We start from the raw sequence: 13,464 nt of genomic DNA on the forward strand, positions 1-13,464 counted from the left end.
ACCGTCCGTTGTACCGTCAGGGAAGGTTAGGTTACCCGTTGCACTTGCCACGGTGTAATCGTCAGGAGATAGTGCAGACCCGTCGGCTATTGTGAAGTCTACCGTAAATGCACCTGATACTGTTGGTCCCGTATAGGTCACTACGAAATCTGTAGTTCCCACGTCTTCGTTCACTGTAAAGTCGCTTACCGCGATACCGTCACCGGCACCTGCTGCATCGTTATCGGTAATGGTACCGATACCGTTAGCATCTACTATTGCTACAAGGACATTTGATATGTTCGAAAGTGTAATGTTCAGATCTTCGCTTGCTTCAAGTAGCGCATCATCTATAATGGTTACGCTCACAGATTCAATTTCTCCATTGTTACCAGCAAAATTGACTGTGCCGGACATTGTTGCAGTGTAATCATTACCTACACTTGCAAATCCGTCAGTGATCGTATAATCTACTGAAAATCCTCCTGTAACATTGGTATTTAAGCTGATATCAAAAGTGACAGTACCAGCGGCTTCATCCACGGTGAAATCATTTACAGAGATACCATTTGTTGAACCACTATCATTATCGGTTATAACGCCTGTACCAGCATTATCAACCATTGCTACTAATGGGTTTGAAATATTACTTAATAAGATAGTAAGATTTTCAGATGGTTCTATAATGTTATCTTCGATTATGGTTATGGTTACGGACTGTACTTCACCGGCAGTACCTGTAAAATTAAGTGTTCCAGCAGCAGTTGCTGTATAATCACTTCCAGCGATAGCAGTACCGTCAGAAATTGAATAATCTACAGTGAATCCTCCCTGCACACCAATATTGGAAGTTACATTGAATGTAGTCGTTCCAGCACCTTCGTCTACCGTAAAATCTGATACTGAGATACCAAGGTTTGTATCACTGTCGTTATCCGTTATGGTTCCGTCTCCGTCTCCGTCAACTATGATAATTAAAGGGTTAGAGATACTCAATATTTCAAGAGTTAAGGTCTCCGTTACCTCAATGATGTTATCATCAATTATATTCACGGTTACAGATTGGGTCGTACCAGAAGTTGTTCCAGCGGGGAAGCTAGCGGTACCCGGTGTCGTAACCGTATAATCAGAAGGCCTATTTGCCGATCCGTCATTCACGTTGTAAGTAACTGTAAATGCATCCTGAACAGTTGACCCTGTATAGGTAAACACATAATTTGTAGTACCTGCATCTTCGTTTACGCTGAAGTCTGATACTGTTATACCATCGCCTACGGCTGGTATATCATTATCGGTTATAGTACCAACTGCGTTTCCATCTACGATATTAACTAATACATTGGAGATATTACTCAATACAATATCTAGATTTTCACTACCCTCTAGAAGATTGTCATCAATTATAGTTATGGTCAAGGACTGGACTTGACCGGCAGTACCCGTAAAATTAAGTGTTCCAGTAGCGGTTGCAGTATAGTCGGCACCAGAATTAGCAGTACCATCTGAAATTGTATAGTCCAAGGAGAAACTTCCTTGCACGTCAACGTTCGAACTTACGTTAAACGTAGCCGTTCCTGCAGACTCATCTACCGTAAAGTCAGTTACGGAGATTCCCAAGCTTGGGTCATTATCGTTATCTGTTATAATACCCGTTGCCGCATCGTCAACAATAGCCACTCTAGGGTTTGAAATATTATCTAATAGGATAGTTAAGTTTTCTGACGGCTCAACAAGGGTGTCATCAATTATATTTATTATCACGAATTGTTCTTCTCCGGCATTCCCGGTAAAGTTTATGGTTGCGGTCGTTGTTGCTGTATAATCACTTCCAGCAATAGCGCCACCATCAAAGATTGTAGATTCTACAGAAAACCCACCCTGAACACCAATATTGGATGTTATAATGAAGTTCGCTGTTCCTGAACCCTCGTCTACCGTAAAATCGGATACTGAAATACCGGAACTTGGGCTACTATCATTATCGGTAATGGTTCCGGTAGCATTCCCATCTATTATGGCCACCATGGAATTTGAAATGTTTGATAATGCTACAGTTAAGGTTTCAGCTGTTTCAATAATAGTGTCGTCGTTGATGTTTACTGTTATGGAAACTACTTCTCCTAAAGTACCAGCAAAGTTTATAGCTTCGGTCGTTGTTGCCGTGTAATCGCTTCCAACATTAGCCGTTCCATCTGAAATATCGTAATCTACAGAGAATCCTCCTTGCACGGCTACGTTCAGGCTTACATCAAATGTAGTGGTTCCTGCAGCTTCATTTACTGTAAAGTCAGCCACCGAGATACCAAGGCTTGGGTCACTGTCGTTGGCTGTAATAGTTCCAATACCGTTTCCGTCCAAAATACCTATCTCATCATTTGAAACATTTGACAAGGCGATATCTAAGTTCTCAGCAGATTCTATTATAGCGTCATTAATTATATTGATTGTAACTATTTGAGTAGCACCAGAAGTGGTGCCAGGTGGAAAGGTTACAGAATTTCCGGCTGTATCAACAGTATAATCCTCAGGGTTTGTTGCAGATCCTTCTGTTACGTTAAAGTCAACGCTAAACGCTTCTTGAACGTTGGGACCTAGATAGTTTATTACAAAATCAGTTGTTCCAATATCCTCGTTTACAGTAAAGTCAGATACAAAAACACCTTCTCCTGCGCCAGTAGAATCGTTGTCACTGATACTACCCATTGCAGCCGAAACTACAATAGTAATAGCATTTTGGGAAATACCGGTGAGTGAGATACTTAATATTTCAGTGTTTTCTATTACATTGTCATCTATAATATTCACGGTCACTAATTGTGTTTCTCCGCTTTCTGTGCCAGCTGGGAAGGTAACAAAACTTGGAGTAAGGGCTATATAATCCTGCGGACTTGATGCTGTAACGTTATTGATAATATAATCTATCGTAAAGGCATTTTCTACATCAGGACCGGTATAAATTACGGTATAATCTGCCGTTCCAGCAGCTTCATTTACCTCAAAACCAGTAACAGAAATTCCCTGTCCTGGACTAGGTTGGTCATTATCGGCTATTGTTCCAAATGCATTTCCATCAACAATAAATATGCTGTTGGTAGACAGGTTCGAAAGTGCAATGGAAAGGAACTCAGCCCCTTCAAGAAAAGCATCGTCGATGATGTTCACTGGCACGGTAATTGTTTCCCCACTTAAACCAACAAAAGGTAGCGTTCCAGTAAGCAGAGCGGAATAATCATTCCCAGCCGTAGCGGTTCCATCTGTAATGGTGTAATCTACGGTGAACCCGCCGGGTACATCTACATTTAAAGAAATATCAAAGCTGGTGGTGCCAGCTGCTTCATCTACTGTGAAATTGCTGGCAGAAACACCTTCATTCGTGTTAGGGGTATCATTATCTACTATTTGTCCAAACGCGTTACCATCTATAATAGATATTTGATTAGTAGATAAGTTAAATAGTGATATGGAAAGAATTTCAAATCCCTCTAAATCTATATCATCAATAATATTGACAGATACAGCCTGTACTTCTCCATTATTTCCTGAAAAAGAAAGCGTACCGAACGGGACAGCCGTATAGTCAGAACCAGAAGTTGCTGAACCATCCGATATATTGTACATAACAGTGAAACTCTCAGATACATCTACATTCAATGACACATTAAAGTTAATGTTACCAACTCCTTCGTTAACAACGAAATCACTAACCGAAATCCCTTGATCTGGACTCGGAGTGTCATTGTCAGTAATACTACCTGAACCAAGGCCATCTACTATGGATATTGTTGGTGTAGAAACGCTAGTTAAAATTGCAGTTAACGATTCTGCAGATTCAATTACGGCATCATCAACAATATTAATCGTAATTACCTGCGTATCTCCACCTGTGGTATTGGCTGGAAAAGTAATTGGTCCTGCATTGGCTACGGAGAAATCATCTGGGGCAACAGCGGATCCATTGTTTATAGTAAATTGTACATCAAATGCATTTGGAATTGTTGGTCCAGAATATGTAATTACGAAGTTAGCAGTTCCAGAAGCCTCAGTGGCGGAGAAATCAGAGATGAATATACTTCTATCTGGAGCATCATTATCCAAGATAGTTCCAGTGCCTTCGTTGTCTAAGATGGTTACAGCCGGGTTGGAGCTGTTAGAAATTCTAGCTGAAAGGATTTCATTTCCTTCAAATACCGCATCATCTATAATGGTTATCGTTACGGATTGTACTTCATTGTTGGTTCCAGCAAAATTAAGAGTGCTAGTTGTTGTAGCGGTAAAATCGTTACCGTTAATAGCGGTTCCATTAAATACCTGATATGTAACAGAAAAATTTCCAAGACCAACTTGGTCAGTAGTTAATGTTACATCAAAGGTTGCGGTTCCACCTACCTCACTTATAGAGAAATCCGAAATAGAGAGCTCCGAAAGAAACACTTTATTTTCTTTTTTAGAATAAGAAGATGTTTTTCCAGAAGTGAATATGTTAGGAGCGTTATTGGTGTTCGTAGCTTCTTCTACGTTCAATTTTTCAAGTACACCTTTGTAGCTTTTTGCTGCGGCATCTACGGGCCTAAAAACTAGACTCATAAAAACAAATAGGAGGATGGCAGCTGAAAAAGAGAACGTCTTTTCTGGTTGACCTATGTAAATATACATTTAGTGTTAGTTTTAATTTGTATTATTCAGTGGTTTAATCTGAAAATAATGATTTACAAAAAAAAGAAACTATAGTTATCTATTAAAAGAAAAGTTGTGAAACACCCAATATTTGTGGTAGTATTCCATTATGTGCAGGGTTTGTAGGAATCGAGGAAGCTGAAATTGACTAATTAACACTTTTAAGTTTGTAAAAAATGGCTGTTCATGGTCAGCCATTTTAGATTTTAAGTAATAGCATGTAGAATTTTTGCATAAGGTTAAATTAGGGAAATTCTAGCGGAAAAAAGCTAGCGTATGATTCAAGTTTTGTTTCTTAATTAGGTTAAATTTACAATCACAAATAAAATATAAAGTATTGGTAATCAGCAGTTAATTAGTTTAAGAGTGTATTTCATCGATAGTTGACAAATAAAGCGTTAAGACGTAAATTTCAATCGGTTAAAAAGATAATTTAGAATAATTCTATAGAGGTCAGTAGTTAGTTATTTATTATTTTTCATTGTTATATTTTATCACTGCTTACCATTCTAGTGATCAGGTTATTGAAAATTGTTGATTTACTTTGTGAGCGCTTTATTCTAAAACAGAATTCATTAAAGCACCTATTTAGGTCATGATTACTAACCCAAGAATAGGTAGTTCTTATCCAAGATTTAACTTTATGTATCATAGTATGAAGCGCCTTGAAGTTCGATCCTTTATTACTTTCTATCTGTTTTATATCTTAGGTTTTTGTATAGGTCTGTACCCTCTCCATTTGTCGGTCGTTACCTTGGCTTCTCGACTTATGTAGCCGATAAATATATAGTGTAATGATTCAGCGGAGAAGTCTTCTATTTTTATAGCGTATCCTACCTCAGCACTTAACCATCAAATGGTCTTGCAACAAAAAACGGACGCGAGGCGATTATTTACAGGATAGGCATAGATTAATGCCTGAGGCCGTTGATAGACAAGGGATGATTTGTGATTTGGAGGTACACCTTATGATGAGGCAAAAAGTATCTCTTAGTTCATTTTCACCCTGTATGTAGCACTTCTATTCATAATGACGGTTCTAACTCGATTATTAAAAACCATAGCTGAAGAAATAGTAATTGCTCCATTTGTAGAAAGTTTTCTGCCCTCTAGAGATGTACCTGTTCCTGAGCTAATGGCTCCGCCATGGGAAAGAAATGTTCCTTTTATATCTGCGCCAGTACCTACACTAATTGCACCAGTGGCGACTCCGGCTCCGCCAATCCAAAAAACATTACAACGCTTCGCTCCATTAATTAAACTAATTTTTGATAGTGCCGCTATTGAAAATGCCCCTGCAAACTTAAAAATAAATATTGCGTCGACATCATTTTGACCGTCTAAGGTGATATTTCCTACTAAAGATCCTGCTGCCCCTATATAATAAACCCCTGCATTTAGCGTTTCTCCACTTCCAAAAGCTGGTGTATGCCCAGTTACCGTATTTGGTAAATTCATAAGTGCAGTATACCCGTTATCTAAATCTATTGCTGCTTTTGCTGAAACTGCATCTTCATTATAAAAATATCCGTCCCTATGAGTTGAAGGTAAAAAACCAGATATGAGCCCCAAATTTGTCCCAATGTCACCAACCATTTCAGATATACCAGCATTTGATACAGCTCCAACGCTAGTAAAAAGAACAAATTTACCTGCACTTCCTAAAACATCAACAATAGGGGAAGGACTACAATTAACTGCGCTAAATTTGGTCGTAGTGCTAATACCTGAAAATGGTTTTACCCTAGCATCAGCTCTGGTATAACTTTCAAAAGAAAATAATAATATTATCGGGGTAGTTGTTAAATTAAAGAATAAATTTTTGTTCATGTTTATTAGTTATTAAGCTCTACCGATTTGTATAATAATAGTACAATACTCCCAATCTGTAGGTCAGTTAAAATGTATTAATTAGTTTATTTTGATGCTATTTTGTTCGTCCCATAAAGTTGATTTGGTGGTGCTTTTCCGATTTTAATGTACCTTCTTTTTGTGTTATAGAACTCACTATATTCATTGACCAGCTGATATAGGTCAAGACCTCCATTGGGCGGGTTTAGATAGATTTTTTCATACGTAATGGATTTCCGGAAGCGTTCAATATAAATATTGTCCAAAGCTCTTCCTTTGCCGTCCATTGATATTTGAATTTCGTGGTTCTTCAGTACGTCTATGTATTGGGTATGGGTATACTGAGATCCCTGATCGGAGTTGTGTATTTCCGGAGCTACGTATCGGGCTATGGTATCTTCCAGTAGTTCTTTACACCACTCTTTATCCATCGAATTTGAAACGCTATAGTTCAGTATTTTTCTACTGTACACATCGATTATCGCATTCATATACATAAACCCGCGTAGCACGGGACTATAAGTAATATTTGTATTTGTGAGGTCGTAGATGAAGCCGCACCAAAATTTCCGCAAAAATCATCTCCATTACTATTGGATTCAAAATAGTGATGGAGATTTGTGGATTGATATGCTTTGGTAGCCTCACTGTTCCAATTGGCAGCATTACTTGAACCTACAATTTGCGTTCCATTTCGCCATATATGCTTACCGCCGTGCCCACCTTGCCCAACCCTAGGCATTTCTTGCGCGGAAAGAACTACGAACGTATTGTAAATGGCCTCATCGATTTTAACGAAATCCAAAGTTGCCGCATCCGAAAGATTACTTTGATTGTCAGCCCAGTTAAAGGTAACACCGGAAGATATTCCCTGTGCGTTAATATCCATACTGATAATGAAAAATGTGAAAACAAAAAATAGGCACGAAAGAAACGTATGTTTTTTGTTAAGGATTAGTTGTAAAGTGGAGTTTTGCATAGCTAAACAATTTGGAGATATTTTAAACCTCGATTTAGAATGTATTGATTCTTAGGTTAAGTTTCTAGAAGTAAATAAAAGTTAAAGACGACTTTGCGAAATAATTTACATCATGTACGATGAAAATTGAAAATTCTGTTGACCAATAACTTAATAGCATCTTAGAAACCATCAGGACCTGCGATAATAAGCTGCGCACGTTCTTTTAAGGCTCTTAATTCTCGTTCTTCCTTTTTATTCAACAGATTCATCATCATTGCCATGCGATTGTTGTTCTTAAAATGCTCTTTTTTCTCGTCCAAAAAGTTCCAATAAAGTGCATTAAAGGGGCAAGCATTTTCGCCTAGTTTTTCTGTGTGTTTGTAAGAGCAATCACCACAGTAATTACTCATTTTATTGATGTAGTTACCGCTGCTTACATAAGGCTTTGTGGCTACAATGCCGCCATCTGCAAACTGACTCATACCTCGAGTATTCGTAATCTCTACCCATTCTATGGCATCTATGTACACCCCTAGGTACCAATTATCAACTTCATCTGGGTTTACTTGTGTTAATAAGGCATAGTTGCCAATAATCATTAACCGTTGGATGTGATGAGCGTAGGCATCCGTTAGGCTTTGACCAATGGCGTGGCTTAAGCAATTCATCTTCGTTTTACCTGTCCAGAAAAAGTTGGGCAGGGGATTATGGTTTTCTAACTTGTTTAGGTTTGCGTATTCTGGCATCTCTTTCCAGTAAATACCTCTCATATACTCACGCCAGCCAAGAATTTGGCGGATAAAACCTTCCACTTGCGAAATATGTATTTGATTTGCGTGTTCGTAATAATGTTCTAATACGGTATCTATGACCTCTTTTGGAGAAAGAATTTTAGAATTCATAGCAAAGGAAACTCTGGAGTGGAACAAGTACTTCTGTTGGGTATGCATGGCATCTTGGTAATCTCCAAAGTGTACCAATAATTCTTCACAGAAGTAAGTTAAAACAGATAGGCACTCTAACCGGCTAGTGGGCCAACTAAAGTTTTTGGCTTCTATTTCTCCAAAGGTTTTTACGCCAGAATCTTCCAGTTCTTTTATAACAACAGAAACATCCTTTTTAAAACCAAGTTCCCTAGGTATTTCTGCTTGACCTTTCCATTTTTTACGATTACTTTGATCATAGTTCCATTTACCACCGTCCGGTTGGCCATTGACCATCATGATGTCATGTTTCTTGCGCATCATACGGTAAAATGATTCCATGATCAATTGCTTTTTTCCTTTAAAGAAATTTTGTAATTCGTCGCGTTCCGTATAAAAATGTTCGGTATCAACCGCTTGTGATTCCACTTCTAAATTGTTGCAAATCCGTTTTAGTTGCTCGTCTAGGCGGTACTCATCCGGTAACTGATATTCGAATTTTTTAGCGCTAGTTTCTTGAAGGTATTTTTTTATAAACTGCTCTAAATCCTGCGGATTATTTTCATCGGTGATGTTTAGGTAAATGAAATTATGTCCTTTTGCCTTTAGGTCCTCCGAAAAACTACGCATGCCCAAAAAGAAGGCTACTACTTTTTGAATATGATGTTTTACATAGTCCGTTTCCTGGCGCATTTCTGCCATGATATAGACAATATTCTCATCTACTTTTTGGAACCAAGAATGTTTTTGATTCAGTTGATCTCCTAATACGAGTCTAAGTGTCTTCATTTATTATGTGTCAATTTGGGTAAAAAATTTATAGTGAACAACGAGATTCAAAACTAGTCTTACAAGCTTAATTATGGTTTGGCTTTATTTATTTGATATTTTTTTGTCTGAGGTCTTTTTAAAGTCTTAAAATAAGGAATCCTGTCCCCATAATCGTTGAAATTTCCCTTGTCCGTCGTACATGTCTGCTTGGCGTGCAATATTGAATTTTCGGTCGCGGGGGTCATTACCAACCCCACTATTGTACATCCAGTTACCCCAATTACTATGCACATCATAATCTAGTAACATACTTTCAAAATAAGCTGCACCTATACGCCAGTCTTGTTTTAGTTCTTTTGCCCAGAAACTGGCAACGTTTTGACGACCTCGATTGCTCATCCATCCTGTGATGGCCAATTCTTTCATATTTGCATTAACGAAGGGTTCGTTAGTGTTGCCTCTAATCCATTCTTGTTTAGCTATTTTAGTCGTATGCCAGTCATACTCTTTTTCAAGGATACCACCTATTTTGAAGATGTTGTTTTGATGTTTAAGGGAAACATATTTAAAGTAATCTCGCCATATAAGTTCAAAGATTAGCCAATAGGTATCTTGGTTTTTTTTGACTTCCTTTTCAAATCTCCTTACTTCCCAATAAATCGTTCTTGCAGAAATACTGCCATTAGCTAGCCAAGGAGATAATTTTGAGCTGTAGTCACTACCAACTAATCCGTTTCTTGTTTTTTTATAATAGGCTAGTTTTTTGGTTTCCCAAAAATAATGAGCTATGCGTTTTAGAGCTTCATTTTCGCCACCGTGAAAAGGAAAAGCACTTCTTGAATCTGTGTTGAATTCCTCAAGGTTTAATTCTGACAATGTTGGTATTGAGGTGTTCGTTTTTAAAAAATTTTCTTTAGATAGTATTTTATCATTTACGATACACGGCTTGACCGAAACTTCTTTTTCACATTTTTTTCTAAAATTTGTAAAAACTTCTGGAATAGTATTAAAGTTAGGGTAGGGGATGTCTTTTGGGTGAAAAAGAAATTGGTCAAGCGTTTCTTCAAATGCTATGTTGCTAGGAATATGGGCTTTAACATTAGCTAAAATATTATTTTCATCACGTGTCCACTCTTTTTGAAGGTATACCCTAGTAATTTGATGTTCTTTAATTAACTGCGGAATATGTGTTCCAGAATCTCCTATGTATATAAACAAAGGAATGTTTAATGCCTTAAGATTGGATTCTAATTGGGTAATCGTTTCTATCAGAAATTGGGCTCTAAATTTTTCTGTTTTGTTAAATCCAAATTCATCTTTTTTGAAATAAGTATCATCAAAACAGTAGACTCCTATCACCTTTTCTCCAGTTAAAGCTTTAAGAAGTGATGTATTGTCTTGGACCCTGAGGTCATTTCTAAACCAAACTAAGTTATTCATTATGCCAATTATCTTTTATTAATTCTGGTTTATCATGCGCAACCAAAGTGACGCTCTATTTATTCCTTCTACATTTCTCACTACAGTACTTTACATCCTCCCAATTTTTTTTCCATTTTTTGCGCCAATTAAAAGCCAACCCACAAACTACACAGATTTTACTGGGAAGGTTTATCTTTTTATGCGCCATCTAAGATAGATTTACTTGGTTCATTAGCTGTAGCATATGATAAGCGCTCTACAATTTTAGGAAGTGCATAACCGTCAATGCCAACAGCACTGATAGCATTTGTTTTGTCTAAATGCACCCAACCGTCTTTAGCGATACTTTCTTCAGGAAGGTAGATATGTTCAATAGCACCGATAATCAACAGGCATCCATTTTCTTTTATTTCATATTCGTTGATATAACGGCATCCTATTTTAATGGGGCTTTCGGTTACATATGGAGCTTCAAACCCATCTAAATAAGTTTCTGTAAGTCCACTTTTTTTAAATTCAGAAATACCCTCGTCGTATTTGGCAGACGTATGATGCGCTTGTTTAATAATATTCTGTGATACTTGATTTACAGTAAAAGCCCCAGCAGATTTAAAATTGTTATAGGTATCTCTTCTTACCGTTAATGGTCTTAGTATAAACCCTAACATAGCAGGAGCACTCCCAATATGTACTACCGAGTTAAAAATGGCCAAATTGGCTTTTCCTGAAGGTGATATAGTGCCCAAAAGATTACTTGATTTATAACCTGTACAGCTATTTATAAGATTGGCTCTATATCTGTTGGGGAGTTCTTTTAGTGAAGAAATATTAAAGTGTTTCAAATGAATTTATTTTGTTCAACAAAAATAAATAAAAGCTAAACAATATATGCGTAAATCAATATCAAATTTTAGAGAATACCCGAGGCTCTTTGGCAACCGTTGTCCGTTAATATTTGTTATTTTTATAAACTAATTGCAATTTGGATTTAAATCCTAAACTCATGCCGCAAATTAAAAAGAATATTGCCATTATTGGATCCGGTTTAGTCGGTTCCCTACTTGCTATTTATCTGCGCAAATATGGGCATGATATTACGGTGTTTGATAGACGCCCAGATATTAGAAATATAAAATTCTCCGGTCGTTCCATTAATTTGGCAATGAGCAATAGAGGTTGGACTGCTTTGAGAGCTGTGGGTATTGAGGAGGAAATAAAGAAAATAGGTATTCCTCTAGATAAACGAGCTATGCACGTTGTAGGACAGCCAGAATATTATCAGAAGTATGGTAAAGAAGGTGAGGCCATTTGGTCGATTTCCCGTGGTGTTTTAAATAAAAAAATGATTGACCTAGCAGAGGAAGCAGGCGTAAATTTTCGATTTGACGAAAAAGTATGGGATGTTGATTTACCCGATGCCAAAATATATACAGGCGAAACCGAAAAAGGCGAATGGACCGAATATAAATATGATATTATTTTTGGTTGCGATGGCGCTTTTTCAAGAGTTCGCCATAAAATGCAAAGACGCAGTAGGTTTGATTACTCACAGGATTTTATTGATGTAGGGTATAAAGAACTTACCATACCCGCTAATGCTGATGGAACCCATAAGTTGGATAAATACTCTTTTCATATTTGGCCAAGGGGTAAATTTATGCTAATTGCGATGCCCAATTTGGACGGAAGTTTCACCTGTACGCTTTTCATGCCTTTTGAAGGGGAAGTTTCCTTTGATAACATTAAGACCAAGCCCCAAGCTAAAGCATTTTTCACGAGCTATTTCCCTAATGTTATGCAGGTGATGGATGATTTAATGGATGATTTCTTTAGAAATCCTACAAGTGCTATGGTAACTATGAAATGCTATCCTTGGACCTATTGGGACAAAGTCGCTTTGGTTGGTGATTCTGCCCATGCCGTTGTGCCCTTTTATGGACAAGGTATGAATACAGGCTTTGAGGATATTTATGTATTAAACCAGCTAATTGAACAGCACAAAAACGATTGGGAGACCATTTTTTCCGAGTACCAACTATCCAGAAAACCCAATGCTGATGCCATTGCCGAGCTAAGCTATCGCAATTTTATGGAAATGAGTAGTAAAACGGCAGATCCGAATTTTTTACTTCAGAAAAAGATTGAAAAACGCTTTGCCTCCAAATATCCTGAGAAGTGGATTCCCGCCTATAGCAGAGTTACCTTCTCAAACAGACCCTATGCAGAAGCTTTGGCGATTGGCGATGCCCAAGAGGAATTGATGCAACAAGTAATGAAGTTGCCAAATATAGAGGCACTTTGGGATAGTGAACATGTAGAAAAGAAGATGCTTTCCTTACTAGGTGAGTAGGCTATTTGCTCTGAGTTTCCGTTCCCTGAAAAATAAAAAGAGTGGAAAGGTGAAGGCTATTGCAATCAAAAAGGTAAAAGGAATAAACAGCCACCAATACTTCATTTTAAGTTTACGCCCTTCATAAACCATCCAAATAAGGAAGGTTGTGGCAACCACACTAATATCTGCACTTACAGATTTTGCCGGAAGCGTAGTTGCTGTTTGCGCCATAAAATTAGTGATGGAGGTATCATCTGTCTGCATGTAAAAGAGTGTATTAAAGTACCAGGTTACTCCAACTCCAATAATGGCCATCGCAAGAAATACAATTTCTATTATCGTAAATTTAGGTTTCATCTTTTTGTCTCTTATCTGGTTATTTTTTAGCTATAGCTGCAAGTCCTTTTTAATTTCAGTTGACTGTAGTATAAAATTGGAAACGTTCTTAGCCCATATTTGGGATGTCGTTTTTGAGGGATGAACACCGTCACTAAAAGATAGGTAGGTGATATTTTTAGAGTGTAGCGTTCAATAAAATAGGAACAACGATT

General features: G+C 37.5%; 10 protein-coding genes and 1 pseudogene. 1 reads left to right on the forward strand and 10 read right to left on the reverse strand.

Annotated features, from left to right (window positions below):
* From Q360_RS0114395 to Q360_RS0114425, 9 genes and pseudogenes are all read right to left on the reverse strand, one after another.
* Positions 1-4,632, reverse strand: a 4,632-nt coding sequence (locus tag Q360_RS0114395) for a beta strand repeat-containing protein (RefSeq protein WP_036196064.1), incomplete at its 3' end; no start/stop codon positions are given.
* A 505-nt stretch (positions 4,633-5,137) separates the two neighbouring features.
* A pseudogene (locus Q360_RS25340) lies at positions 5,138-5,484 on the reverse strand (transposase); the annotation flags it as partial.
* Between the two features lie 159 nt (positions 5,485-5,643).
* On the reverse strand, positions 5,644-6,483 hold the full coding sequence (locus Q360_RS24790; RefSeq protein ID WP_027077709.1) for an ice-binding family protein: 840 nt from the start codon (positions 6,481-6,483) through the stop codon (positions 5,644-5,646).
* Between the two features lie 86 nt (positions 6,484-6,569).
* Positions 6,570-6,995: a DDE-type integrase/transposase/recombinase gene (locus Q360_RS23450; protein ID WP_169734658.1), complete on the reverse strand. Its 426-nt coding sequence runs from the start codon at positions 6,993-6,995 to the stop codon at positions 6,570-6,572.
* Complete coding sequence (locus tag Q360_RS25345) at positions 6,992-7,393, reverse strand: hypothetical protein (protein WP_084273459.1); 402 nt, start codon at positions 7,391-7,393, stop codon at positions 6,992-6,994. The genes Q360_RS23450 and Q360_RS25345 overlap by 4 nt, the downstream gene beginning before the upstream one ends.
* Before the next feature lie 251 nt (positions 7,394-7,644).
* Positions 7,645-9,177: a cryptochrome/photolyase family protein gene (locus Q360_RS0114415; RefSeq protein WP_027077711.1), complete on the reverse strand. Its 1,533-nt coding sequence runs from the start codon at positions 9,175-9,177 to the stop codon at positions 7,645-7,647.
* Between the two features lie 126 nt (positions 9,178-9,303).
* Positions 9,304-10,599, reverse strand: a complete 1,296-nt coding sequence (locus Q360_RS0114420; RefSeq protein WP_027077712.1) for a DASH family cryptochrome — start codon at positions 10,597-10,599, stop codon at positions 9,304-9,306.
* A gap of 55 nt (positions 10,600-10,654) precedes the next feature.
* Positions 10,655-10,789 (reverse strand): DUF2256 domain-containing protein, encoded by a 135-nt coding sequence (locus Q360_RS25350; protein WP_084273460.1) that lies wholly within the window; start codon positions 10,787-10,789, stop codon positions 10,655-10,657.
* Positions 10,779-11,423 (reverse strand): flavin reductase family protein, encoded by a 645-nt coding sequence (locus tag Q360_RS0114425; protein WP_027077713.1) that lies wholly within the window; start codon positions 11,421-11,423, stop codon positions 10,779-10,781. Before Q360_RS0114425 ends, Q360_RS25350 begins: the two co-directional genes overlap by 11 nt.
* Positions 11,424-11,584: 161 nt before the next feature.
* Here Q360_RS0114425 and Q360_RS0114430 point away from each other — a divergent pair, with 161 nt between their 5' ends.
* Positions 11,585-12,931: an FAD-dependent oxidoreductase gene (locus Q360_RS0114430; RefSeq protein ID WP_027077714.1), complete on the forward strand. Its 1,347-nt coding sequence runs from the start codon at positions 11,585-11,587 to the stop codon at positions 12,929-12,931.
* Here Q360_RS0114430 and Q360_RS0114435 read toward each other — a convergent pair.
* Complete coding sequence (locus Q360_RS0114435; RefSeq protein WP_027077715.1) at positions 12,920-13,270, reverse strand: DUF2834 domain-containing protein; 351 nt, start codon at positions 13,268-13,270, stop codon at positions 12,920-12,922. The genes Q360_RS0114430 and Q360_RS0114435 overlap by 12 nt on opposite strands.
* Between the last annotated feature and the right edge of the window lie 194 nt (positions 13,271-13,464).

It is taken from the genome of Maribacter antarcticus DSM 21422, assembly GCF_000621125.1.
In the GTDB taxonomy this organism is placed as follows: Bacteria; Bacteroidota; Bacteroidia; order Flavobacteriales; family Flavobacteriaceae; genus Maribacter; species Maribacter antarcticus.

What these genes read in the sequence shown, in the direction of transcription:
- Q360_RS24790 (WP_027077709.1), bottom strand. Translation starts at nt 6,483, where the DNA reads ATGAACAAAAATTTATTCTTTAATTTAACAACTACCCCGATAATATTA.
- Q360_RS0114430 (WP_027077714.1), top strand. Translation starts at nt 11,585, where the DNA reads ATGCCGCAAATTAAAAAGAATATTGCCATTATTGGATCCGGTTTAGTC.
- Q360_RS0114415 (WP_027077711.1), bottom strand. Translation starts at nt 9,177, where the DNA reads ATGAAGACACTTAGACTCGTATTAGGAGATCAACTGAATCAAAAACAT.
- Q360_RS25345 (WP_084273459.1), bottom strand. Translation starts at nt 7,393, where the DNA reads ATGGATATTAACGCACAGGGAATATCTTCCGGTGTTACCTTTAACTGG.
- Q360_RS0114435 (WP_027077715.1), bottom strand. Translation starts at nt 13,270, where the DNA reads ATGAAACCTAAATTTACGATAATAGAAATTGTATTTCTTGCGATGGCC.
- Q360_RS0114420 (WP_027077712.1), bottom strand. Translation starts at nt 10,599, where the DNA reads ATGAATAACTTAGTTTGGTTTAGAAATGACCTCAGGGTCCAAGACAAT.
- Q360_RS25350 (WP_084273460.1), bottom strand. Translation starts at nt 10,789, where the DNA reads ATGGCGCATAAAAAGATAAACCTTCCCAGTAAAATCTGTGTAGTTTGT.
- Q360_RS23450 (WP_169734658.1), bottom strand. Translation starts at nt 6,995, where the DNA reads ATGAATGCGATAATCGATGTGTACAGTAGAAAAATACTGAACTATAGC.